Below are 24282 nucleotides of genomic sequence, written 5' to 3' on the forward strand. Positions count from 1 at the left end.
CCGAAGTGCGCGCGATCAAGATTCACGTTTTCACCGGGGCAAAAAACCACTAAGTAGCGGGCATGATCAAGGAAAGCGCCCTTTTGACGCCGCCTGAAACGCTTCGGGATGGCTCCAACAGCCGTAAGGTTTTCATCAAGACCTACGGTTGTCAGATGAACGTCTACGATTCGACGCGGATGAGCGATGCGCTCGCGCGTGACGGCTACCAGCCGACGGAAGACATGGAGGAGGCCGACCTCGTCCTGCTCAACACCTGCCATATTCGCGAAAAGGCAGCCGAGAAGGTCTATTCGGCGCTTGGCCGTCTGCGCGATATGAAGAAGAGGAAGGCAGCCGACGGCCGTGAGATGATGATCGGCGTGACCGGCTGCGTCGCGCAGGCCGAGGGCGAAGAGATTCTTCGCCGGGCGCCGGCGGTCGACGTGGTGATCGGCCCGCAGACCTACCACCGCCTGCCCGATGCGCTTCGCCGCGCCAAGGGGGGTGAGCGCGTCGTCGATACGGAATATGCGCTCGAGGACAAGTTCGAACATCTGCCAGCGCCGGAAAGAGCAACGATCCGCGCCCGCGGCGTCACCGCTTTTCTGACCGTGCAGGAAGGCTGCGACAAGTTCTGTACCTTCTGCGTCGTGCCCTATACACGCGGTTCAGAAGTCTCCCGCCCGGTCGCACAGATCGTCGAGGAGGCAGAGAAGCTGGTGGCCGGCGGGGTTCGCGAAATCACGCTGCTCGGCCAGAACGTCAACGCCTGGCACGGCGCTGGCCCGAAGGGCGAGAGCTGGAGCCTTGGCGACCTGCTCTATCGCCTGGCCGAAATCCCGGGGCTTGCGCGCCTGCGCTATACGACCAGCCATCCGCGCGACATGGACGACCGGCTGATCGGCGCGCACCGCGATCTGCGCGAGCTGATGCCGTATCTGCATTTGCCTGTCCAATCCGGCTCCAACCGCATTCTGAAGGCCATGAACCGGCGCCACAACACCTCCGAATATCTGGCGCTCCTCGACCGGATCCGCGAGGCGCGGCCCGACATTGCCCTTTCCGGCGATTTCATCGTCGGCTTCCCGGGGGAGACAGACCAGGATTTTGAGGATACACTCAGGCTCGTCGAGGAGGTGCGTTATGCACAGGCCTTTTCGTTCAAATATTCGACCCGGCCAGGGACGCCGGGCGCGGAGCTGAAGGACCAGGTGCCCGAAGAGATCAAGGCGGAACGGCTGGAAAGACTGCAGGCACTGCTCTTGAAGCAGCAGCAGGAATTCGCGCAAGGCTGTATCGGCAAGGTCATCGATCTGCTTCTTGAAAAACCCGGCCGCATGCCCGGTCAGCTGATTGGACGTTCTCCCTGGTTACAGTCTGTGAATGTTGATGCAAAAGCATCGCAAATAGGTGACATTATCAATGTACGAATCACCGGAACCGGCACGAACAGCCTTTTCGCAGAGGTGGCGTAGCTCTCCGGTCTGGCAAAGGAGCCTCGCCGCTTGAACGGACAAGAATTGGTTTCCTCTTCACCGCGTCAACCACGCACCCAAAGCGACGCCAATCACTTCGTCCTGACGTTCGAGAACAATCGCTTCGCCAGCGAATTGTTTGGCCAGTTCGATCAGAACCTCAAGCTGCTTGAACAACGGCTCAACATCGACGCCCGCGCCCGCGGCAATTCCGTCGTCATCACCGGCGATGTGCTGGCGACCAACCAGGCTCGCCGCACCCTCGACTACCTCTATGACAAGCTACAGAAGGGCGGCAGCGTCGAGCGCTCCGATGTCGAAGGCGCGATCCGCATGGCGGTTGCCGCCGACGACCAGCTGACCCTGCCGACCATGGAGCGCAAGGCTAAGCTGACGATGGCGCAGGTTTCGACCCGCAAGAAGACTATCATTGCTCGCACGCCCACCCAGGACGCCTATCTGAGGGCGCTGGAACGCTCCGAACTCGTCTTCGGCGTCGGGCCCGCCGGCACCGGCAAGACCTATCTCGCCGTCGCCCAGGCCTGCCAGCTTCTGGAGCGCGGCGCCGTCGACAAGATCATTCTGTCGCGCCCGGCCGTCGAGGCCGGCGAGCGGCTCGGCTTCCTTCCCGGCGACATGAAGGAGAAGGTCGATCCCTATCTTCGGCCGCTCTATGACGCGCTCTACGACATGATGGCAGGAGACAAGGTGGAGCGGGCGATCACCGCCGGCGTCATCGAGATCGCGCCGCTTGCCTTCATGCGCGGACGCACGCTGGCCAACGCCGCCGTCATCCTCGACGAAGCGCAGAACACGACGACGATGCAGATGAAGATGTTCCTGACGCGCCTCGGCGAGAATTCGCGCATGATCGTCACCGGCGACCCCAGCCAGGTCGACCTGCCGCGCGGCGTGACCTCGGGTCTGGTGGAAGCCCTGCAGCTCTTGAACGGCGTCGAAGGCGTTTCGATCGTCCGCTTCAAGGACACGGACGTCGTGCGCCATCCGCTGGTCGCCCGCATCGTTCGCGCCTACGATGCCACCTACGCGACGCCGGGCGGCGACGAGGCTGACCGGCAGAGTTGACGCCGGAACGACAGGCAATGAACGAGCTCGACATTCAAATCAGCGTCGAGGAGGGCGACTGGCCCTCCGAGGAAGCGCTCCACGCGCTTGCCGAGCGCGTGCTCGGCGCGGCCGCGACCTATCTGCGCGAGGTCGCGAGCCAGCCTTTCCCGAAAATGCCGGCGGAAGTTTCGCTCGTCTTTACCGACGATGCCTCGATCCGCGAGATCAACGCTGAGTGGCGCGAGCAGGACAAGCCGACCAACGTGCTTTCTTTTCCGGCCTTTCCGTTGGAGCCTGGCGGCATGCCGGGCCCGATGCTCGGCGATATCGTGATCGCTCGCGAAACGGTGGCGCGCGAGGCCGCCGACTTGGAAAAGAGCTTCGAAGACCACCTCACGCATCTTATGGTCCACGGTTTCTTGCATCTTTTCGGCTATGACCATATGAATCATTCGGACGCCGAGATTATGGAGGGGCTCGAGACTCGCATTTTGGCGAAGCTTGGGCTATCTGACCCCTATGCGGGCCAAGATCCGATCTGATCAGGAAAAATGAGCGACTTTACAGCCAAGCCGGCCGCCGAGCCCAAAGAGACAGCCGACACCTCCTCTTCCGACGAGGTCGGCAGTAGTAACGGCAGGACCGGCCAAAAATCCCACTCGTCCTTCTGGGCGCGGGCAGCGCGTGTGCTGCGACCGGCGCAAGGCTCGCGGCTGCGCGAGGACATCGCCGATGCGCTGATGACGCACGGGACCGATGACGACGCGTTTTCGCCCGACGAGCGGGCGATGCTGCACAATATCTTGCGTTTCCGCGAAGTGCGCGTCGAGGACGTGATGGTGCCGCGCGCCGATATCGAAGCCGTCGATCAGACGATCACCATCGGCGAACTGATGATCCTTTTCGAAGAGTCCGGTCGCTCCCGCATGCCGGTCTATTGCGAAACGCTCGACGATCCGCGCGGCATGGTCCATATCCGCGATCTCCTGTCCTACGTCGCCAAGCAGGCCCGCAACAAGCGTCGCGGCAGCCCGAAGTCCGCAGCCGCGCAAGTGGCGAATAGCGAGAAGCCCGAGAAATCGCCGCGCGCGGCCAAGCCGAACTTCGATCTTTCCCGCGTCGATCTGCAAAAGACCGTCGTCGAGGCGGGCATCATCCGTAAAATTCTGTTCGTACCGCCGTCGATGCTGGCGGCCGATCTCCTGCGGCGCATGCAGGTCAACCGCACCCAGATGGCGCTCGTCATCGACGAGTATGGCGGCACCGACGGATTGGCCTCGCACGAAGACATCGTCGAAATGGTCGTTGGCGACATCGACGACGAGCACGACGATGACGAGGTGATGTTCCGGCGCGTGTCGGAAGATATCTTCGTTGCCGATGCGCGCGTCGAGATCGAGGAGATCGCCGAGGCGATCGGCCCGGATTTCGACGTTTCCGAACAGGTGGACGAGGTCGACACGCTGGGCGGCCTGATCTTTTCCGCGCTTGGACGCATTCCCGTCCGTGGCGAACTGGTCCAGGCATTGCCGGGCTTCGAATTCCAGATCCTCGACGCCGATCCCCGCCGCATCAAGCGCGTGCGCATCACGCGCAAGCGCCATGTCGCGCGCCGCCGCACGACAAGACCCGAGGCCGAAGCCGGCGCGATCGAGCGCGACCAGCCGGTGGAAGGCGTTGCCGATGACCGCAGCGCCGAACGGGACGCCTCGGTATAGCCACCCATTCCCAAAGCGCGGCGCGTCATTTGTGACGGGCCAAGGACGATCTCGCACTTTGAATGTGTGCATAGTCCCTTCTTTGGCTCCATTCCGATTTAAACGGTTGTGCGCCAGGACGACAAATCGCGCCTTTTTTGAAAGACTGCGAGCGAAGTTGATTCGCAGCTGAAGGAGCGCGTGCATGGAAGGGCTTGCAGGGAGGATCATCCTCGTCTGGGGTTTCAAGCGCGCCGTTCTTACCATTCTCGCCGGAGCGATCGGCGTTCTCGCGCTTGCGCCCATCGGCTTTTTCGCGGCGATGTTCGTGTCCTTCACGCTTCTGGTCTGGCTGATGGATGGCGCGGCCGCATCGCCCGACAGCGGCTATCTCGGCCGGCTCTGGCCCTCTTTCCTGACCGGGTGGCTGTTCGGCTTCGGCTATTTCGTCGCGGGGCTCTGGTGGCTCGGCCATGCGCTGATGATCGACGCCGAGGAATTTGCCTGGGCGCTGCCGTTGGCACTGATCGGGCTCCCGGCGGTGCTGGCGATCTTTTATGGGCTGGCGACGGTCATTGCGCGGCTGTTCTGGTCGGATGGCATGGGGCGGATTGCCGCACTTGCCCTGGGGTTTGGCCTTGCCGAATGGCTGCGCAGCTTTGCCTTTACCGGATTTCCATGGAATGCCATCGGCTATGGCGCCATGCCCGTGCCGCTGATGATGCAATCGGCGCACCTCATCGGCACGCTCGGCGTGACAGCGCTTGCCGTCTTCGCCTTTTCCGCGCCGGCGCTTCTCGGCACGCGTCAGGGCGCCATCCCCGGGCTTTCGCTTGCCGCTCTTCTGTTCGCCGGCCATCTCGGCTACGGCGCCTACGCGCTTAGCCGGCCGGAGGCGCCTGTAGCGGCCGGGCCACAACCTGTGGTGCGCATCGTCCAGCCGGCGATCGACCAGTCGGACAAGATGGACAGCGCCGCCGATAGGGAGGCGATCTTCGAGAAGCATCTGTCGCTCTCCGTCCAGCCCGCAAAGCAAGGCGGCAAGCGTCCCGACATCATCGTCTGGCCGGAAACCGCGATCCCCTTTCTCATCACGGACAACAAGGATGCACTCTCCCGTATTGCCGATACGCTCGACGATGATCAGATCCTGATTGCCGGGGCCGTCAGGGCCGAGGATATGGGGCCGGGGGCGGCGCCGCGCTATTACAATTCGATATACGTCATCGACGGCCGTGGCCAGATCATCGGCGCCTCGGACAAGGTGCACCTGGTGCCTTTCGGCGAGTACCTGCCGTTCGAGCCCTTCTTTCGCCGTTTGGGGATAGAGAACATCGTGGAAATGCCGGGCGGATTTTCCGCCGCGGCAAGCCGCTCGCTGCTCAGCATGCCGAACGGCCTGAAGCTCTATCCGTTGATCTGCTATGAAATCATCTTCCCGAACGAGATGTCGCCGCAGATCGCCGATGCCGGCGCGATCCTCAACGTTACCAACGACGCCTGGTTCGGCGACACGCCCGGCCCGTATCAGCACTTTCTGCAGGCGCGCGTCACCGCCGTCGAATACGGGTTGCCATTGATACGCAGCGCCAATACGGGAATTTCAGCGTTTGTCGACGCGCGGGGCCGCGTCATTTCGGGGGTCGATTTCAATCAGCAGGGATTTGTCGACGCGACCCTGAGTAGTGCAACCTTTTCACGCAGTGACGCCAGTTCTCGAAGCACATATTTCTGGTTGCTGTTGGGGGCGTTGGGTTTGATCAGTCTCATTTCACGCGTTGGTTTTATTTCAAGGATGAATTGACCAAAAACCCCTAAAATTGCATAGTGGTTTCCACTCAGCTTCTTAACGTATGCTTAATGTTAAATCCATGTAGCTTACAACGTGGCGTTATAGAGGATGGTACGAGGCAGCCGTGGTCCCAGGACCGGTTTTCAACTTTTGCTAAGGCACTCTCATGATTGAAAATAAGAAAAAGCCGAATCCGATTGATATCCACGTCGGCAGCCGCATTCGCCTCCGGCGCACCATGCTCGGAATGAGCCAGGAAAAGCTCGGCGAGAGCCTGGGCATTACGTTCCAGCAGATTCAAAAATACGAGAAGGGCACCAACCGCGTCGGCGCGAGCCGTCTGCAGAACATTTCGAGCATTCTGAACGTCCCGGTCTCCTTCTTTTTCGAGGATGCCCCCGGCGAACATTCGACCTCGGCCGGCGGCATGGCGGAAGCCTCCAGCTCCAACTACGTGGTCGACTTCCTGTCCTCTTCAGAAGGGCTGCAGCTCAACCGCGCTTTCGTGAAAATCACCGACGCCAAGGTCCGTCGCAAGATCGTGGAACTGGTGAAGGCGCTCGCCGCGGAAGCCGACGCCGAGTAGGCGGCGGAACATCTGGATATGCAGAAAGCGGTCATTTTGACCGCTTTTTTAATGTTTTCTGCAAAAAATTATCCGTGATGACCGGACATAAAGACATATTTATATCCTTCTGCGGCTTGTTTTTTGGTGTCGAACTGTCTAAACCTTGAGGGACATTTGTTCTTTGAGGGGAATCCCGAATGCGTGCGAATTATCTGTTTACCAGCGAGTCTGTAGCCGAAGGTCACCCGGACAAGGTCTGTGACCGTATCTCCGACGAAATCGTGGATCTGGTCTATCGCGAAGCCGCAAAGACCGGCGTAAACCCCTGGGGCGTGCGCATCGCCTGCGAAACGCTGGCAACGACCAACCGCGTCGTGATCGCCGGCGAAGTCCGTCTGCCGCCGAGCCTGATGAAGAAGGACAAGGACGGCAAAGACGTCATCAACCCCTCTAAGTTCAAGGCTGCCGCTCGCCGCGCCATCAAGGATATCGGCTACGAGCAAGACGGTTTTCACTGGAAGACCGCAAAGATCGACGTGCTCCTGCACTCGCAGTCGGCCGACATCGCCCAGGGCGTCGATAGCGCCGCCGATCAGCAGGGTGACGAAGGCGCCGGCGACCAGGGCATCATGTTCGGCTACGCCTGTAAGGAAACGCCGGACCTCATGCCGGCACCGATCTACTACTCCCATAAGATCCTGCAACTGCTCGCCACCGCCCGCAAGAAGGGCGACGGCGATGTCGCCAAGCTCGGCCCCGACGCCAAGAGCCAGGTGACCGTGCGCTATGTGGACGGCAAACCGACCGAGGCTGTTTCGATCGTCCTTTCCACCCAGCACCTCGATGACAGTTGGGATTCGCAGAAGGTTCGCGCCGTCGTCGAGCCCTATATCCGCGAGGCGCTGGGCGATCTGAAGATTGCCGACGACTGCAAGTGGTACATCAATCCGACCGGCAAGTTCGTCATCGGCGGTCCGGACGGTGATGCGGGCCTGACCGGCCGCAAGATCATCGTCGACACTTACGGCGGTGCTGCACCCCATGGCGGTGGCGCGTTCTCCGGCAAGGACACGACCAAGGTCGACCGCTCGGCGGCATATGCCGCGCGCTACCTCGCCAAGAACGTAGTGGCGGCCGGCCTTTCCGACCGCTGCACGATCCAGCTATCCTATGCCATTGGCGTCGCGCAGCCGCTGTCGATCTATGTCGATCTGCATGGCACCGGCAAGGGCGTCAGCGAAGACCAGGTCGAGGCCGCGATCCGCAAGAACATGGATCTGTCGCCGACCGGCATCCGCCGCCACCTCGATCTCAACAAGCCGATCTACGCCAAGACCTCGGCCTATGGCCACTTCGGCCGCAAGGCAGGCCGCGACGGCTCGTTCTCCTGGGAGCGCACGGACCTCGTCAAGGCTCTGAAGGATTCGGTGAAGCTTCAGGAAGCCGCATGACGCAAGTCGAACGTCGGAGCCGGGCGACGGAAGCTTTCTTCGGTCGGCGCAAGGGCAAGGCACTGCGCGGGCATCAGGCCGAGCAGCTTGCGACCCTCTTGCCGGCGTTCCTGATCGATCTCTCGGCGGCTCCCCCGGAGCCGCTGAAAGGGCTTTTCCCGGTGCCGGTCGAAAAACTGCGCTTGGAAATCGGTTTCGGCGGCGGCGAGCATTTGATCCACCGCGCGGTGGAACAGCCGGCAACAGGCTTCATCGGCGTCGAGCCCTTCATCAATTCGATGCAGAAGCTGCTTTCGCGCGTCGAGGAAACCGGCGCGAACAACATCCGCGTCTACAATGACGACGCGACGCAGTTGCTGGATTGGCTCCCGGACGGGTGCCTCGACCAGATTGACCTGCTCTATCCCGATCCCTGGCCGAAGAAGAAACACTGGAAGCGCCGCTTCGTCTCGAAGGTCAATCTCGACCGTTTTCATCGCGTGCTGAAGCCGGGCGCGCTGTTCTGCTTCGCCTCCGACATCGATACCTACGTGAACTGGACGCTGCTTCACTGCCGCGATCATGGCGGCTTTGAGTGGATTGCAGAGAACGCGGCCGACTGGTTGACGCCCTATGAGGGTTGGCCGAGCACCCGCTACGAGGCCAAGGCGCGGCGCGAAGGCCGTTCTTCCGCTTACCTGACGTTCCGCCGCGCCTGATACCGCCGGAACCAACGAAAGCCACTCAAGCAGCGGCTTCCCATTCAAAGTCCGCGCTATCGAGTGCTAAAGCAGTTCCAGGAAAAGTGTGAAAAGGCTTTCCGTCCGGAACTGCGTGAAAACAAAAAGATAGAGCGGATCTGCGATTCAAGGAAAAGCTAATCTGCTCTAGTGCAGGCTGACTGTCTTCAATTCGTCTTCGGCTGCCTTGTAAAAGGTGCTCGAACGATTGTCCGTAAGCAGGATCGGCGTGCCGTCGGCGCCGAACAGCGCCCAGAGATCGACGCTCGGATCGATATCCGGCGCTTCCGGGAAGCATCGGGGGACATCTTCGGAGCGGATCTTGCGGATATAGGCGACTTCACCGCTGCCGACTTGGGCAAGTTCGGTCTGGGTCAGTCGTGCGGTAACTTCTTTCATCATCATTTTCCGTACCTCCAGCTGAGGGACAGCGGCATACTGCCACTCTGTTACTGTGAGACCGAAATATTAATTTTTCTCACCATGCGTTCCGGTTCGGGACGAACGAGGTCCACCGAGAGGAGGCCGTTCTTCAGCGTGGCGCCGAGAACCTGCATGCCTTCGGCAAGCACGAACACGCGCTGGAACTGACGCGCGGCGATGCCTCGATAGAGATAATCACGTTCCGCCTGCTCGGCCTGACGGCCGCGAATGACCAGCTGACTTTCCTCGATGGTGACATCCAGCTCCTCGTCGCAGAAACCGGCGACAGCGAGCGTGATGCGCAGTCGTTCGGGATCGCCGGAGGTGTGGTCGGCGTGCATGCGTTCGATATTGTAGGGGGGATAGCCATCGCTCGCCTTGGAAATCCGCTCCAGCGTTTTTTCCATGGTGTCGAAGCCCAGAAGCAGCGGGCTGGCAAAAGGCGTCATGCGGCTCATAGCATCAAGTCCTTGGTGTCAAGCGACCTTTACGGACCCGACCATCAGCATCCGTATGCGGTCAATATGGTGTCTGGCGGGGTGCAGCGCAAGGAGAGCGTTCTCGCAACCGCGGAATCGGAAGGGACGATCTTGCCAGCCTTGCGTGCAGGGGGCGGTCTATTCGCGCGGGCGTCTTGCTTGCTTGACAAACGCAGCGGCTACTTCCATCAAAACCTTTCGTATTGAATGATTTATGCAACCGTGAACAAGCTGGGCAGCCTGTTTCACAGGAGAATGGATAGCAAGATGCTGGAGCGGCGGAAAATCATCATCGACACGGACCCCGGTCAGGACGACGCGGCGGCGATCATGCTGGCTTTCGGCAGCCCCGCGGAGCTCGAGCTGCTCGGTATCACCGCCGTTGCCGGTAACGTGTCGCTTGCGCTCACGAGCCGCAACGCCCGCATCATCTGCGAACTCTGCGACCGGCGTGATACCAAGGTTTTCGCCGGCGCCGACAAGCCGCTTGTCCGCAAGCTGGTGACGGCCGAGCATGTTCATGGCAAGACCGGCCTCGACGGTCCCGTGCTCGACGAACCGACGATGCCGCTGCAGGATCAGTATGCCGTCGATTTCATCGTCGAAACGCTTCGCAGCGAGCCGGCCGGTGCCGTCACGCTCTGCGCGCTTGGCCCGCTCACCAACGTGGCGCTTGCTTTTCAGAAGGCGCCCGACATCGTCGAGCGTGTCCGCGAACTGGTGATGATGGGCGGCGGCTTCTTCGAGGGCGGCAACATTACGCCCGCTGCCGAGTTCAATATCTATGTCGATCCGGAGGCGGCCGACGTTGTGTTTCGCTCCGGCGTGCCGATCGTGATGATGCCGCTCGACGTCACCCATCGGCTGCTGACGCGCAAGGAGCGCGTCAAGCGGATCGCCGAGGTCGGAACGCCGCCTGCCAAAGCCATGGTCGAAATGCTGGAATTCTTTGAGCGTTTCGACGTCGAGAAATACGGGTCCGACGGCGGGCCGCTGCATGACCCGACTGTTATCGCCTACCTTTTGAAGCCGGAGCTCTTCGAGGGCCGGAACTGCAACGTCGAGATCGAGGTGAAATCGGAGTTGACGGCCGGTATGACGGTGGTCGACTGGTGGCACGTCACCGACCGCAAGCGCAACGCCAAGGTCATTCGCTTCGTCGATGCCGACGGCTTCTTTGAATTGCTCACCGAGCGTTTCGCGAAAATCTGAGCTGGAAAATCGCAGCACAAACAACAACGCCGCCGGATCGCTCCGGCGGCGTTTTGTCGACTGGGCTTGCGGCTCAGAACTCTTGCCAGTCATCCTGAGAAAGGGCGTTGGCGCCCTGAACTTGCGGCGATGGGCGGCGGGCGGGAGCGCCGGAGGCTCGGGAGGGCGCCGCGCGGCTTGCAACGGGAGCCCGCATCTTCTGAGCGGTGGCATGGAGAACCGCTGTGGCATTATAACCGACGACCGCGTGGTGGCCGGAAATGCGGAAGCGGGCAACAAGAGTTGTCAACATCTGGGCCTCGTCGTTCAGTGCCACGCTGGCGGCGGTTGCTTCCTCGACCATCGCGGCGTTCTGCTGGGTGACCTGATCCATCTGGTTCATTGCCGAGTTGATTTCCTTAAGGCCGATGGCCTGCTCGCTGGCGGAGGCGGAGATCTGGCGGATCAGGCCGTTGATCTCCATCACCTGCCCGGCGATCTTGTGGAGTGCGCTGCCGGCACGGCCGACGAGATCGACGCCTTCCTTGACCTGGCCGGCCGAGGTGTTGATCAGCGTCTTGATTTCCTTTGCGGCGGTGGCAGAGCGCTGAGCCAGCTCGCGCACTTCCTGGGCGACGACCGCGAAACCCTCGCCCGCTTCGCCTGCGCGCGCGGCTTCGACGCCGGCGTTGAGCGCCAGAAGGTTGGTCTGGAAGGCGATCTCGTCGATGACGCCGATGATGCGCGAGACTTCCTGCGAGGACTGCTCGATGCCGTGCATCGATGCAATTGCCTGCTGCACGATTTCGCCGGACTTGGAGGCGTCCTCGGAAGCCGAGTTGACGCTGGTCGCTGCTGTGCGTGCGTTCTCGGCGCTGGAGTTCACCTGGGCGGTAAGTTCGTTGAGAGCCGCTGCCGTCTCCTCCAGGCTTGCCGCCTGTTGCTCGGTGCGTTTTGCAAGGTCGGAGGCGCTGTTGCTGATTTCGCCGGTGCCGTTGCCGATATTGCCGACGCTGAGGTTCATCGTCTGGATGGTTTCCTCGAGGCTTTCCAGCGCACCGTTGAAGTCCAGTTTCAGCTTGGCGTACTCGCCGGGGAAATCCTCGGCGATGCGGTGCGCGAGGTTCCCCTGCGACAACTCGGCGAGGCTGTTGCCGAGGGTTGCGACGATGCGGCGCTGGAGATTGGTGGCTTCCACGCGCTCGGCCTCGGAGCGATTGCGTTCGCCTTCGGCGGCTTGCCGCTGCTCGGTGGCGTCGGCTTCAAGGCGGCGGGTATCGGCGAGCGCGAAACGGAAGCCTTCCAGAGCCTTGGCGACAGAACCGATTTCATCGGCGCGCTCCTGGCCCGCGACGGGATCGGCATAGTTGCCGGCGCTGAGGCTGTTGACGCTTGCGACAAGCCCGCCAAGCGGCTTCTGTACGAAGGCGCGGACGGCGAAATAGAGAGCCAGCATCACGGCGGCGAGTACCAGCAGGCCGCCGACGACCATCATGTAGGTCTGGGCGCGGATCGGACCCGCCACGGCGCTATGCGGCACGTCCACGAGGACAACCCAGGTGGTGTTCACATCAGGCAGAGCGAATGGATAGACGACACGGTCGAAGGTTTCGTTGCCGTCGTAGTTGAGATCGCGGATAAGGCCGACAGTTCCGGTCGCCAGCGCATTCTTGACAATGTCGGCGCCCTGGCCGTCATAGGCCTTCATCAGCAGATCCGGTATTGGCGCGACGACCCATTTGCCGCCCTGCGAAAGCAGCGAGACGCGGCCCGAACCGAAGGGGTGTACGCCGCCCAGCTTCTGCGACAGTGCCGTCAGGCTGATATCGACGCCGCTGACGCCGATGAACTTGCCGCCCGAAAGCACGGGAAAGGCGATGGAGGTCATCGAAACACTGTCGCCGGTGGAGGTCTCGGTGTAGGGCTGGCTCATCGCGCCCTTCTGGCTCTTGGCGGCGAGCGAGTACCACTCGGCGGCATAGTCGGATTCGAAGGTGGAGAAGCTGAATCCGCCGGCCTTGGTCTTGGTCCAGTAGGCGTTGAAGGTTCCGTCCTTGCTGCCGCCCATGTCGCTCTGGCCGGCCAGCTTCGGCGACTGGCCGTCGAAGGCATTCGGCTCCTCGGCGAACCAGCTGCCGAAGGCGAACGCGTTGCGCTCGACGTTGGCCTTCAGCATGTCCATCGTTGCCTTGCGGTCGAGATACTTGCCCTCGTGGCCGCGGCTGATGCTGCCTGCCATGGCGCGGGCGGCGCCTACGAGCTGGCCGACATCGGCGGCGATGTCGCTGGCGATCGCCTTTGCCTGGGCGTTGGCCTGGTCCATCGTCAGCGTCTCGACGCGAGCGCGGGTTTGGGAGATCAGAAAGAAGTTGGAGACGAGCAGCACGAGCGCGATGGCAAGTCCCGTGACCACGATAAGCTTGGCCGCAAGCGACTTCATACGAAGAATCGACATTATTTCCTCTGGAAACAAACACCGCGCCGGATGAACATTATCCGAAGCTAGGTCGGCACGAGATGGCTCCGTCATGGAGCCGCCGGGACATCTGCCGGAACGAACTGCCGGCAAGTCCGAAAAACATCGCCAATAACTGCAAAAAAATCATTAATCGCATTTTACTGAATGCGCATAGATGAAAACGGGTACTTAGTTCATTCGCGCCCGCCAATAGCTAAAACGCGACAGAAAAGCACACTTCAAGTTCGCGCCGCGACTTCCGCTACAAGCGGAATAGAGGGTTGTGCGCCGGGCTTGAGGCAGGCGAGCGATCCGGCAACGGCTGCGCGGCGAAGTGCCGCGGAAAAATCAAGCCCCTGGTCCAGGCTGGCGGCGAAATAGCCGCAAAACGTGTCGCCGGCGCCGACCGTGTCGACCGGCTGGATGGTCAGCCCGCTGGCACGCGAGAGCGCACCGTCGCGGACGGCGACGACACCGTCGCCGCCAAGCGTGACGATCAGCGTCTGTCCGGTCTCGGCGTGCAAACGCTGCATCGCTTCCTCGCGATCGGCTGCCGTCATCTCACTTTGGCCCGCCAACAGCTCGAATTCGGTCTCGTTGGCGATGACGATGTCGGCCAGCCGCCCGAGACGTTTGGCATCGGAGATGAGCGGCGCAAGATTGAGAATTGTGCGGATGCCCTTTGCCTTTGCGACCGAAAGCGCGCTTTCGACGGCCAAGGGCGGAACCTCGAACTGCAGCATCAGCGTGTCGCCGGCACGCATTGACGACACTACAGCCTTGGCGTCGGCGGAGGTAACGGTGCCGTTGGCGCCGGGGACGACTGCGATCATGTTCTCCCCGTCGCCGCCGACGAGAATGAGCGCCGTACCGGTCGGCTCGCTGACGCGCTTGACGGCAGCCAGCTCGGTGCCGGCTTCATCCAACAGTGCAAGGGCCGGTGCGGCGAAGCCGTCGTTGCCGACGGCGCCGGCCATATGCACGACCGAACCTGCGCGCCGCGCGGCCAATGCCTGATTGGCGCCCTTGCCGCCCGCAGCCGTCGAAAAACCGTTGCCCGCCACGGTCTCGCCGGGCTTCGGCAGCCGTTCGGTCGTGGCGATGAGGTCCATGTTGATGGAGCCGAAAACTGTGATCATGAAAAGGTCCGCCGTCTTTGCCGGTCTTGCTCAGTTGTGATGGGAGACTGCCGAAGGCGTCAGTCCTCGTCAACCACCCGCAGCTTCAGAAGGCCGGTGCGACTTTCGACGCTCCTTGCGGGCTCGGACGGTGCATCCTTTGCTTTTTCGCCGACAGTCTCGAATTCCAGCGCCTCGATCTTTTCACCCCGACGCGTGAGCTTGTCGGCAGATGTGATGATCATGTCGACGTCCTTCTGCGCCATTGCAAAATGCCCCTGCAGCTTGCGCACGCGCTCGTCGAGCCGTGAAAGGTCCGTCATCAGCGCCACCACCTCGCTCTGGATCACATGCGCCTGTTCGCGCATGCGCTGATCCTTGAGGATGGCCTGGATCACCTGGATCGACAACATCAATAGAGAAGGGGAGACGATCACGATCCGCGCGCGATGCGCCCGCTGCACAATCCCTTCGAACCTCTCGTGAATTTCCGCGAAAATCGATTCCGACGGTACGAAGAGGAAAGCCGTGTCCTGCGCTTCACCCTGGATGAGGTATTTTTCCGCGATATCGCGGATGTGCACTTCCATATCCCGACGGAACCGTTGGCCAGCGGTTGTGGCCGCCTCCGGGTTGTCGGCCGCGCGGATGGCATTCCAGGCCTCCAGCGGAAACTTGGCGTCGATCACCAGAGGTGGGGCGCCGTTCGGCATGCGAACGATGCAATCGGGCCTCGATCCGTTCGAGAGTGTATGCTGGAACGCATAGGCGCCCATCGGCAGGCCGTCCGCGACGATCGTCTCCATGCGGGACTGGCCGAACGCGCCGCGCGTCTGCTTGTTGGAGAGGATAGCTTGCAGGCCGACCACATCCTTCGCGAGCGATTGGATGTTGGTCTGGGCGGCGTCGATGACCGCAAGGCGCTCCTGCAGACGCCGCAGGTTCTCGTGTGTCGACTTCGTCTGCTCGGTGATCGTCGAAGCGACGCGCTCGGACATTCCATCCAGCCGTTGGCTGACCGATTGGTTGAGCTCCGACTGCCGCGCGCCGAAGACCTCGGTCATGGCGGCAAGCCGCCCCTGCATCTCGGACTGGACGCGCAGCAGCTCCGCCATGCCGCGCTCGGCGTCATCAGAGCGAATTGCCGCTTCGCGCGCCGCCTGCCGCGCCTTCGCCGCGCGAACAAATGCGCCTGTCAGGCAAACCAGCAACAGGACGGCAGACGCGCCGATCAGCAACTCGCCAGAAATCGGCTGGCCGAAGAGAATGAACGACATGGCGAGTGAGTCGTGGGGAAGCGTCATGCGGGCAGCATAACAAGATCGTCGCCGAGGTCTAGATCAAAACGTGAACATCGTTAGCGCTTCGGGCCATTGCGCACATATTTCGCCCTCACCGTTTACCAATCGGCCGATATCGCAGGACACGATCACACAGAATGCGGCGATGGTTGAACGGCGCTCCGACGAGACACGGTTGCTGCGCAACGAATTAGACACGCGGGTGAAGCTAACGCAGCCGCCGCGCAGCCTGAGGGCGCGACGCGGCCTCCGCGAGCCGATCCAGCAAAAAACGACGTGCGGGCGCACGATGAGAATTCCCTCGACGGAAAAGATCGGTTATGGGAGGCAAATGACGATCAAGCCTCTCATCATTTTGCCCGACCCGCTGCTGCGCCAGGTTTCCGCGCCGATCGAACGCGTCGACGACGATGCCCGGCGCCTCGCCGACGACATGCTGGAGACGATGTACGACGCCCCGGGCATCGGCCTCGCAGCCGTGCAGATCGGCGTCCCGCGTCGCATGCTGGTGATCGACGTTTCCCGCGAGGGCGAAGAAAAAACGCCTCTGGTGTTCATCAATCCGGAAGTCATTGCCTCCTCCGACGACCGTTCCGTCTACGAGGAAGGCTGTCTCTCCATTCCGGATTATTACGCAGAGGTCGAACGGCCCGCGACCGTCAAGGTCAAGTATCTCGACCGCGACGGCAAGGAACATCTGGTCGACGCCGACGGTCTGCTCGCCACCTGCCTGCAACACGAGATCGACCATCTGAACGGTGTTCTGTTCATCGATCACATCTCGCGGCTGAAGCGCGAGATGGTCGTTAAGAAGTTCACCAAGGCGGCAAAGACCAAGGCGCTCTGATCGAAGCATTGAAAATGCGGTGCCGGGCGCTTATGATATCAATGATATCATGTGGAGGTGCCGAATGGGCGATCTTCTAATCCGCGATATTCCGGATGCAATGAAGCGTGAGCTTCAGGTGAGCGCGCAGCGCAATGGCCGCAGTCTCTCCGAGGAGGCGATCGAAATCATGCGCCGACAAATCGCCGGTGAGCGGGCCAATACTGTGGCCGGGCAACGCCTGCGTGCGTTGATCGGTGAGGAAAGACTGAGCGACAATGAAATAGAAGCCGTTGCCGTGTCGCGCCGCGAAACGGATCGCGATCCGCCTCGCTTCGACAGATGATCGTTCTAGACACCAACGTCATCTGCGAAGTGCAAGGCCGCACACACGGCGAACGGATACTGGCTTGGCTGGACGGCTATGAGATCGACACGCTCTACCTGACGACGATCGCCATTGGGGAGATGCGCTACGGCCTGGAGCTTTTGGAGGATGGGCGGCGCAAAGCGGCACTCGTCTCTGACTTTAATCGCATCGAAGCCGAGTTTTCCGGGCGGATCCTCAGCTTTTCCCTGGAGGCGGCTAATCGCTACGGGCTGTTATCCGCGAAGCGTAGAAAAGCGGGTCGTCCAATGGAAACCAAGGACTCCATGATCGCCGCCATCTGCCTGACGCATGGCGCGACGCTCGCGACCCGCAATACAAAAGACTTCGAAGGGCTTGATCTCAAGCTCGTAAACCCGTTTGAAGACGGCTGATCTTTCAACTGGCGAGATAGAATGTCTCTTCGCATCATATTCATGGGAACGCCGGAATTTTCGGTTCCCACTCTGCGCCTGCTGCTCGATGCCGGTCATGAGATCGTCGCCGTCTATACGCAGCCGCCTCGGCCGGGCGGGCGCCGCGGGCTCGATCTGCAGAAATCGCCCGTCCATCAGGCGGCGGAGCTGCTCGGCCTGAGAGTGCTGACCCCTGTCAATTTCAGGCAAGAGGAAGAACGCCAGCGCTTTCGCGCGCTCGGCGCCGATGTCGCCGTCGTTGTCGCCTACGGCTTGCTTTTGCCCGAGGCAATCCTCAACGGGACACGCGACGGCTGCTACAACGGCCATGCTTCGCTGCTGCCGCGCTGGCGAGGGGCGGCCCCCATCCAGCGCGCGATCATGGCCGGCGATGAAAAGACCGGCATGATGGTGATGAAGATGGACAAGGGCCTGGATACGGGTCCGGTCGCGCTGACCCGCGAGGTGGCGATCGGCAAGAACATGACGGCCGGAGAACTGCATGACCGACTGATGCATGTCGGCGCCAAGGCGATCGCGGAAGCGATGGTGAAACTCGAAATGGACGATCTGCCGCTGACGCCGCAGCCGAACGAAGGCGTCGTCTACGCTGCCAAGATCGACAAGGGAGAAACCCGTATCGATTTTTCCCTCGGCGCGGCCCAAGTGCACGATCACATTCGCGGGCTGGCGCCTTTTCCGGGGGCATGGTTCGAGCTCGATATCGCCGGCCGCGCCGAGCGGATAAAGGTGCTGGGCTCCGAGCTTGCCGACGGGGCAGGGCCGGCTGGCGAAGTGCTGGACGCCGATCTGACCGTCGCTTGCGGCACCGGCGCGGTCAAGCTGACGCGCTTGCAGAAAGCCGGCGGCAAGCCGCTCGATGTATCCGATTTTCTTCGCGGCACGCCCGTGGCGCCCGGCACGAGGCTCGCCTGATGCCGCGCTACCGGATGACCGTCGAATATGACGGCGGCCCCTATGTCGGATGGCAACGGCAGGACAACGGCCCGTCGGCGCAGGGCGCGATCGAGGCAGCTGTCCTCTCGCTCACGGGCGAGACCGTCTCTATCCGCGGCGCGGGCCGCACCGATTCCGGCGTGCATGCCATGGGGCAGGTGATCCACGCGGACCTTTCGAAGGAATGGCTGCCCTTCAAGCTGCAGAATGCGCTGAATGCGCATCTGAGGCTCGGCCGCCAGCGGGTTTCCATACTCAACGTCGAGGTGGTGACGGAGCATTTCGACGCGCGCTTTTCCGCACTCCGCCGGCACTACCTCTACCGCATCATTTCAAGGCAGGCGCCGCTCGCGATCGAGGCGGGCAAGGCGTGGTGGGTGCCGAAGGCGCTCGACCACGAGGCCATGCACGCCGCGGCGCAGACGCTGGTCGGAAGGCACGATTTTTCCACCTTCCGTTCGGTGCATTGCCAGGCCAACAGCCCGGTGCGCACGCTCGACAGGCTGGACGTTACCCGCAACGGCGAATTGATCGAGATCAGGGCAACGGCGCAGAGTTTTCTGCACAATCAGATCCGTTCCTTTGCCGGCACCCTGAAGCTTGCCGGCGAGGGCAAGTGGACTGTTGACGACGTGCGCAGCGCGCTCGAGGCGCGCGACCGCAAGGCCTGCGGTCCGGTGGCGCCGCCGGAAGGGCTCTACTTCATGCAGGTGGACTATCCGGACGTGATCACGGAGCGGCGGGTGAAGGTAGAGGAGGAAAGCGATGGCGACGACGATCTATCATAATCCCGCTTGCGGCACTTCGCGCAACGTGCTCGCGATGATCAGGCAATCGGGCGAGGAGCCGGTGGTCATCGAATATCTGAAGACACCGCCGTCGCGTGAACGGCTGATCGCGTTGATCGACGCGATGGGGGTACCCGTCCGCGATGTCCTGCGCCGGAAGGGAACGCCCTATGACGAGCTCGGCCTTGCCGATCCCTCGCTCAGCGACGATGCGTTGATCGATGCGATGATGGCGCACCCGATCCTGATCGAACGTCCGATCGTCGAAACCGAAAAGGGCGTGCGGCTCTGCCGGCCTTCCGAACGGGTCCTCGACATTCTGCCAAATCCGGCAATCGGCGCGTTCGTCAAGGAGGACGGCGAAGTGGTTGGAAAGCCAGTCTGATGGCAATCACCCGGGCGGGTAGATATCGAGAAACCGCTGCAGGAAGTCGGTGAGCATCATTGGCGGCACCAGGAGCACCAGCGTCAGCGCGCCGACGAAGAGGGGATAGCCGCCGCAGATCATCCGAAGAATACGGGCGAGGGAGAACACCAGGGCGAGCATCAGCGCCAGCCATAGGAGCGCGATCAAGCCCTCCGATCCCGGTACAAAGGCAACGAGCGCGATCAGCAGCGCATTCAGATAGGCGAGCGGCAGACCGAGCCAGTTCAGCACGACGACCACCGGCGCGAATTTTTCCCCGTAACGAAAGACGAGAAGCAGCAGGCCCGCCAGAATTGGCGGCACGACCCAGCTTGCAGCCTCCACCAGCCCCAGTCGGAAGAAGACGGCAAATCCCACCGACGTCTCAGGCGGCATTGCCGACAGATAGGCGCGTTGCCACCAGAGCCAGGACAGCCCGATCGGCGGAATGCACCAGAGGATCGACCAGAAGGAGCGCAGGAGGCCCCTGTCGGAAATGTCTAGATAGGAAAAGCCGCGCGGATCCATGCGGATCAGCAGCCAGAGCCCCGCCAGATAGTATTTTACTTCCCTAAAGGACGGCATTCGCGAACCAGCGTTCGATGAAGGTCTCGTAGATGGTCGTCAGGGTTTCGAGATCGGCGACTGCCACACGCTCATCGACCATATGCATCGTCTGGCCGACGAGGCCGAATTCCACCACCGGGCAATAGTCCTTGATGTAGCGGGCGTCCGAAGTGCCGCCGGTCGTCGACAGTTTCGGGGCGCGGCCGACCACCCTCTCGACCGCGGACGAGAGCGAGGCAATCAGGGAATTGCTGCGGGTGAGGAAGACGTGGCTCGGCCGCTCCGACCATACGAGGTCGTATTTCGCCGGCTCACGACCGGGTCTGAGCCTCTGGTCGGCGGCGGCCTTTTCAAGACGCGCGGCGATCGCCGCCTGCAAGGTCTCGGCGGTCCAGGTGTCGTTGAAGCGGATGTTGAAGCTAGCCGTCGCCTTGGCGGGGATGACGTTGACTGCGGCGTTGGCGACGTCGATTGTCGTCACCTCGAGGTTCGACGGCTGGAAATTCTCGGTGCCGTGGTCGTAGGGTTCGTCCATCAGTGCCCCGGTGAGCGCGATGATCGTGCGCACCGGATTGTCGGCGAGATGCGGATAGGCGGCATGGCCCTGAACGCCGTGCACCGTGATCTTGCCCGAAAGCGAGCCGCGTCGGCCGATCTTGATCATGTCGCCGAGGGCATCGGGATTGGTGGGCTCTCCGACCAGGGAGGCGTCCCAGCGCTCACCCTTCTCGGCCGCCCATTGCAAGAGCTTGACCGTCCCGTTGATCGAAGGCCCTTCCTCGTCGCCGGTAATCAGGAAGGAGATGGAACCGTCAGGCGCACCATGCTTCTCGACGTAGCGGGCGACGGCTGCCGCAAAGCAGGCGATGCCGCCCTTCATGTCGACAGCACCTCGGCCGAAGAGTTCGCCGCCGGCTATATCGGCGCCAAACGGCGGATGGCTCCATGCGGCCTCGTCGCCAACAGGCACCACGTCCGTATGGCCGGCAAACATCAGATGCGGGCCGTCCGTGCCGAGCCGGGCATAGAGGTTTTCGATGTCCGGCGTGCCGGCTTCGCGGGCGGTTACCCGGTCGACCTTGAAGCCGAGGGGAGCCAGCATCTTTTCCAGCGCGGAAAGAGCGCCGCCTTCCGCCGGGGTGACGGAGGGGCAGCGGATGAGGGTCTGAAGATTGGCGACTGGATTTGTGGTCATCGACGTAGTGTTCCGACGGGAAATGGCAAAGCGATGGCAGGGTGCGGCCGGGGCGAAGAAATATCTCGCCCCCGCGCCGAGCTGGACGCGCGGGGTGCGGTGAAGAGCGGCCCAATGAGCATCGAGCCGCCCGCCAGGCGGAGATCAGTCGCGCAGCAATTCGTTGATGCCGGTCTTCGAGCGTGTCTGCGCGTCGACATGCTTGACGATGACCGCGCAATAGAGGCTTGGCGCCACTAGGCCGTTCGGCATGGTCTTGTCCGACGGGAGCGAGCCGGCGACGACGACCGAGTAGGGCGGCACTTCGCCATAGGTGATTTCGCCGGTGGCGCGGTCGACGATCTTCGTAGACTTGCCGATGAAGACGCCCATGCCGAGCACGGAGCCTTCGCGGACGATGCAGCCTTCGACGACTTCAGAGCGGGCGCCGATGAAGCAGTTGTCCTCGATGATCGTCGGGCCTGCCTGCATCGGTTCCAGAACGCCGCCAATACCGACGCCGCCCGAAAGGTGCACATGCTTGCCGATCTGGGCACACGAGCCGACGGTCGCCCAGGTGTCCACCATCGTGCCTTCGCCGACATAGGCGCCGAGGTTGACGAAGGAAGGCATCAGGATGGCATTGGGCGCGATGAAGGCCGAGCGGCGGACGACGGCGCTCGGCACGGCGCGGAAGCCGGCTTCGCGGAAGCGGTTCTCGTCCCAGCCTTCGAACTTGGAGGGGACCTTGTCCCACCATGTAGAGCCGCCGGGGCCGCCCTCGACGATGCCCATGTCGTTGAGGCGGAAGGAAAGCAGCACGGCCTTCTTCAGCCACTGGTTAACCGTCCAGCTGCCGTCCGCGCCGCGCTCGGCGACGCGGGCCTTGCCGCCGTCGAGCAGGTTCAGCGCCGTTTCCACCGCATCGCGGATTTCTCCGCGTGTCGAGGTGTTGACGTTGTCGCGGTTGTCGAAAGCGGCTTCGATTGTCGCTGCGAGAGAGGTGAGATCGGCGGCGCTCATGAAAATTCCTTAAACTTCGATAGCTATCGTGGGACGGAAGATTGCGCGAATGCGGTCGCTAGCTCCTACAACATGAGCCCGGAAAATGGAATGTTTTTTCCGGTTGGGGTAGATCTGGATCGGGCAACGGCGCGACGCTTCAGCCCGGCTCCTTCGCGGACGGCGGGCACTTCGCCGGACGCCTTGAAATAGCGTTGAAAGGCATGGCAATGGGCAAGGGCAAAAACGGAAAGTGGCGGCGCAAGGACGGGGTGTGGGATCCTTTGAAGACGAGCTCCGCCGACCGCCAGCGCGCCGAGGCCGTGCCGAAAACGCCGCAGTCGCTGTCGCCCACCTATCGGCTCGCCTATGCGGATGAGGATTTTCTTTGCCGCGAGGAGCTGCGGCCGATCCGCCTGCAACTGGAGCTGATGAAGACCGAGATGGCGCTCGTCGAGCGCGGCATCAAATCGACCGTCGTCATGTTCGGCGGCGCGCGCATTCCCGCACCCGGCCAGGCGGCGTGGGCGGCACGCAACGAGGTGCAGCGCGTCAATCTCGAAGCGGCATCGGTCTACTATGAGGAGGCGCGCAAATTCGCCAGGCTCTGCGCTCGCTACTCCGCCAAGTTCGACTTCCATGAATATGTGATCGTCACCGGCGGCGGACCGGGGGTGATGGAGGCGGGAAATCGTGGCGCTGCCGAAGAGGGTGCCCCCTCGATCGGGCTCAATATCGTGCTCCCGCACGAGCAGGCGCCGAATGCCTATGTGACGCCTGAGCTCAGCTTCAATTTCCACTATTTCGCAATCCGCAAGATGCACTTCATGGTACGGGCGAAGGCAATCGCGGTCTTTCCGGGCGGTTTCGGCACGCTCGACGAATTCTTCGAATGCCTGACGCTCATCCAGACGGGTCGCATGGCGCGGCTGCCGCTCATTCTCTTCGGAGAGAAATTCTGGCGCGGCATCGTGAATTTCGCGGCCCTCGCCGAATTCGGGACAATCGCTCCTGATGACATCAATCTCATCAGCTTCGTCGATACGGCCGAGGCGGCGTGGAAGATCGTCACGGATTTCTACGAACATTCCGGCGAGCATTGATGGCGACGTTTACTAAAAAAAGAGAGCCCCGCCGTGGATGGGCGAGGCTCTCCGCGGATCGCTCGTCTTGTTATTCTGCGTTCCTCACGGCGCCATACTTCAAATCGAGAATGTTCTTAGACGAAGCGGATGTGCCATTCGGTTCAGACGTTGAGATTTTGGGCAGCCCGACCAAAATCCAAACCGGCTCTACAGCTAGCGCGTCATTCATGACGCGCTAGGGACACTGCAGCACTCTGAATTTGCACATAGCCCTTTCTTCAAATCGGACCCGATCTAAGGGGTAGGGCTAGAGGAACGGGCGATCCGGCATATCGTCAAGCGTGATGACGCCGTCCTTGTTGCGGTCCAGGCGATCGAACATGCGGTTTGCCGCATCCTCTGCTTCCTGCTTGCTGATCTGACCGCTCTCATCCTTGTCGACGCGGTGGAAGATCATCGCTGCACGCATCACGCGAGCCGGCTGCATCCAGTGGCCGCGCGGACCGCCACCTTTCCGGTCGCCCTGGTCGCTGTTCTGAGCCCGGTCCTGGCTCTGCGTATCGTCAGCCTTGGCGTCGTCGGTCTTCTTGTGCGCGTCGCGCCAGGCCTGCACGCGGGTGTCGTGATAGGCGCGCAGCTCGCCGGGCGTGATCTCGCCGTCCTTGTTTGTGTCGACCTCGTCGAAGATCTTGTCGATGCCGACCGACACCTCTTCCTTGGTGATCTTCATGTCACCGTTGGCGTCGAACTCCTTCAGCATCCTGATGTAGAGCACTTCAGGCTGCACGCGCGGGCGATGGGGGTGGCCGTGGCCAGGAGGCGGGCCGCCCGGAGCGGCGAAGCTCGCGGTCGCGGCTGCGCCGATCAGCAAGGTACAAGACAGTCCGGCCAAGAGAAGCTTTTTACTGTTCATCGCGGTCTACCTTTTGTTGCCGAGAATATCTGAAAGGGTAGGGCCGACTATCGCGAACG

25 protein-coding genes are annotated in these 24282 nt (G+C 61.9%); 16 read left to right on the forward strand and 9 right to left on the reverse strand.

Annotated elements, in window-relative coordinates; genetic code table 11:
* Positions 1–62 precede the first annotated feature (62 nt).
* The 8 genes from miaB (at position 63) to trmB (ending at position 8731) form a co-directional block, all read left to right on the forward strand.
* Positions 63–1457 carry a tRNA (N6-isopentenyl adenosine(37)-C2)-methylthiotransferase MiaB gene (gene miaB, locus AB4048_RS13190; protein WP_442202416.1) on the forward strand — a complete coding sequence of 465 codons (1395 nt, stop codon included), beginning with the start codon at positions 63–65 and terminating at the stop codon, positions 1455–1457.
* A gap of 30 nt (positions 1458–1487) precedes the next feature.
* Positions 1488–2543, forward strand: coding sequence for a PhoH family protein (locus AB4048_RS13195; RefSeq protein WP_442202417.1), 1056 nt, complete (start codon positions 1488–1490; stop codon positions 2541–2543).
* A gap of 17 nt (positions 2544–2560) precedes the next feature.
* Positions 2561–3067 (forward strand): rRNA maturation RNase YbeY, encoded by a 507-nt coding sequence (ybeY, locus tag AB4048_RS13200; protein WP_442202418.1) that lies wholly within the window; start codon positions 2561–2563, stop codon positions 3065–3067.
* Positions 3068–3076: 9 nt separating this feature from the next.
* Positions 3077–4243, forward strand: a complete 1167-nt coding sequence (locus AB4048_RS13205; RefSeq protein ID WP_442202419.1) for a hemolysin family protein — start codon at positions 3077–3079, stop codon at positions 4241–4243.
* A gap of 184 nt (positions 4244–4427) precedes the next feature.
* Positions 4428–6026: an apolipoprotein N-acyltransferase gene (gene lnt, locus AB4048_RS13210; protein WP_442202420.1), complete on the forward strand. Its 1599-nt coding sequence runs from the start codon at positions 4428–4430 to the stop codon at positions 6024–6026.
* Positions 6027–6180: 154 nt separating this feature from the next.
* Positions 6181–6600 (forward strand): helix-turn-helix domain-containing protein, encoded by a 420-nt coding sequence (locus AB4048_RS13215; protein ID WP_442202421.1) that lies wholly within the window; start codon positions 6181–6183, stop codon positions 6598–6600.
* Between the two features lie 179 nt (positions 6601–6779).
* A complete protein-coding gene (metK, locus tag AB4048_RS13220; RefSeq protein ID WP_442202422.1) occupies positions 6780–8033 on the forward strand; it encodes a methionine adenosyltransferase in 1254 nt (417 codons plus the stop codon).
* Positions 8030–8731, forward strand: a complete 702-nt coding sequence (gene trmB, locus AB4048_RS13225) for a tRNA (guanine(46)-N(7))-methyltransferase TrmB (protein WP_442202423.1) — start codon at positions 8030–8032, stop codon at positions 8729–8731. Before metK ends, trmB begins: the two co-directional genes overlap by 4 nt.
* Positions 8732–8899: 168 nt before the next feature.
* Here the strand turns inward: trmB and AB4048_RS13230 are convergent, their stop codons facing one another.
* Positions 8900–9157, reverse strand: coding sequence for a DUF1150 family protein (locus tag AB4048_RS13230; protein ID WP_442202424.1), 258 nt, complete (start codon positions 9155–9157; stop codon positions 8900–8902).
* 44 nt (positions 9158–9201) lie between these two features.
* Positions 9202–9633 carry an Hsp20 family protein gene (locus tag AB4048_RS13235; RefSeq protein ID WP_442202425.1) on the reverse strand — a complete coding sequence of 144 codons (432 nt, stop codon included), beginning with the start codon at positions 9631–9633 and terminating at the stop codon, positions 9202–9204.
* A gap of 288 nt (positions 9634–9921) precedes the next feature.
* Between AB4048_RS13235 and AB4048_RS13240 the strand changes: the two genes are divergently transcribed.
* Positions 9922–10866, forward strand: a complete 945-nt coding sequence (locus AB4048_RS13240) for a nucleoside hydrolase (RefSeq protein WP_442202502.1) — start codon at positions 9922–9924, stop codon at positions 10864–10866.
* 73 nt (positions 10867–10939) lie between these two features.
* On the opposite strand, the gene AB4048_RS13245 is transcribed toward AB4048_RS13240, so the two are convergent.
* From AB4048_RS13245 to AB4048_RS13255, 3 genes are all read right to left on the reverse strand, one after another.
* Complete coding sequence (locus AB4048_RS13245; protein ID WP_442202426.1) at positions 10940–13300, reverse strand: methyl-accepting chemotaxis protein; 2361 nt, start codon at positions 13298–13300, stop codon at positions 10940–10942.
* A gap of 242 nt (positions 13301–13542) precedes the next feature.
* Positions 13543–14442, reverse strand: coding sequence for a ribokinase (locus tag AB4048_RS13250; protein ID WP_442202427.1), 900 nt, complete (start codon positions 14440–14442; stop codon positions 13543–13545).
* 59 nt (positions 14443–14501) lie between these two features.
* Positions 14502–15725: a DNA recombination protein RmuC gene (locus AB4048_RS13255; protein WP_442202428.1), complete on the reverse strand. Its 1224-nt coding sequence runs from the start codon at positions 15723–15725 to the stop codon at positions 14502–14504.
* 328 nt (positions 15726–16053) lie between these two features.
* Here AB4048_RS13255 and def point away from each other — a divergent pair, with 328 nt between their 5' ends.
* From def to arsC, 6 genes are all read left to right on the forward strand, one after another.
* Positions 16054–16569 carry a peptide deformylase gene (def, locus tag AB4048_RS13260; protein WP_442202429.1) on the forward strand — a complete coding sequence of 172 codons (516 nt, stop codon included), beginning with the start codon at positions 16054–16056 and terminating at the stop codon, positions 16567–16569.
* A gap of 64 nt (positions 16570–16633) precedes the next feature.
* Positions 16634–16894, forward strand: coding sequence for a FitA-like ribbon-helix-helix domain-containing protein (locus AB4048_RS13265; protein WP_442202430.1), 261 nt, complete (start codon positions 16634–16636; stop codon positions 16892–16894).
* A complete protein-coding gene (locus AB4048_RS13270) occupies positions 16891–17310 on the forward strand; it encodes a type II toxin-antitoxin system VapC family toxin (RefSeq protein ID WP_442202431.1) in 420 nt (139 codons plus the stop codon). The genes AB4048_RS13265 and AB4048_RS13270 overlap by 4 nt, the downstream gene beginning before the upstream one ends.
* Before the next feature lie 21 nt (positions 17311–17331).
* On the forward strand, positions 17332–18267 hold the full coding sequence (fmt, locus tag AB4048_RS13275) for a methionyl-tRNA formyltransferase (RefSeq protein ID WP_442202432.1): 936 nt from the start codon (positions 17332–17334) through the stop codon (positions 18265–18267).
* Positions 18267–19076, forward strand: a complete 810-nt coding sequence (gene truA / locus AB4048_RS13280; RefSeq protein ID WP_442202433.1) for a tRNA pseudouridine(38-40) synthase TruA — start codon at positions 18267–18269, stop codon at positions 19074–19076. The genes fmt and truA overlap by 1 nt, the downstream gene beginning before the upstream one ends.
* The gene (gene arsC / locus AB4048_RS13285) at positions 19054–19461 is read left to right on the forward strand and encodes an arsenate reductase (glutaredoxin) (RefSeq protein ID WP_442202434.1); all 408 of its coding nucleotides are present in this window, start codon (positions 19054–19056) and stop codon (positions 19459–19461) included. Before truA ends, arsC begins: the two co-directional genes overlap by 23 nt.
* Before the next feature lie 6 nt (positions 19462–19467).
* On the opposite strand, the gene AB4048_RS13290 is transcribed toward arsC, so the two are convergent.
* The 3 genes from AB4048_RS13290 to dapD form a co-directional block, all read right to left on the reverse strand.
* Positions 19468–20067: a hypothetical protein gene (locus AB4048_RS13290; protein ID WP_442202435.1), complete on the reverse strand. Its 600-nt coding sequence runs from the start codon at positions 20065–20067 to the stop codon at positions 19468–19470.
* Positions 20054–21244 (reverse strand): succinyl-diaminopimelate desuccinylase, encoded by a 1191-nt coding sequence (dapE, locus tag AB4048_RS13295; RefSeq protein WP_442202436.1) that lies wholly within the window; start codon positions 21242–21244, stop codon positions 20054–20056. Before dapE ends, AB4048_RS13290 begins: the two co-directional genes overlap by 14 nt.
* A gap of 144 nt (positions 21245–21388) precedes the next feature.
* Positions 21389–22246: a 2,3,4,5-tetrahydropyridine-2,6-dicarboxylate N-succinyltransferase gene (gene dapD / locus AB4048_RS13300; protein ID WP_442202437.1), complete on the reverse strand. Its 858-nt coding sequence runs from the start codon at positions 22244–22246 to the stop codon at positions 21389–21391.
* A gap of 209 nt (positions 22247–22455) precedes the next feature.
* Between dapD and AB4048_RS13305 the strand changes: the two genes are divergently transcribed.
* Complete coding sequence (locus AB4048_RS13305) at positions 22456–23328, forward strand: LOG family protein (RefSeq protein ID WP_442202438.1); 873 nt, start codon at positions 22456–22458, stop codon at positions 23326–23328.
* A gap of 289 nt (positions 23329–23617) precedes the next feature.
* Here AB4048_RS13305 and AB4048_RS13310 read toward each other — a convergent pair whose 3' ends face one another.
* Positions 23618–24223 (reverse strand): EF-hand domain-containing protein, encoded by a 606-nt coding sequence (locus tag AB4048_RS13310; RefSeq protein ID WP_442202439.1) that lies wholly within the window; start codon positions 24221–24223, stop codon positions 23618–23620.
* Positions 24224–24282: the final 59 nt, after the last annotated feature.

The sequence above is a fragment of the Rhizobium sp. RAF56 genome (assembly GCF_052113965.1).
Taxonomy (GTDB): Bacteria; Pseudomonadota; Alphaproteobacteria; order Rhizobiales; family Rhizobiaceae; genus Rhizobium.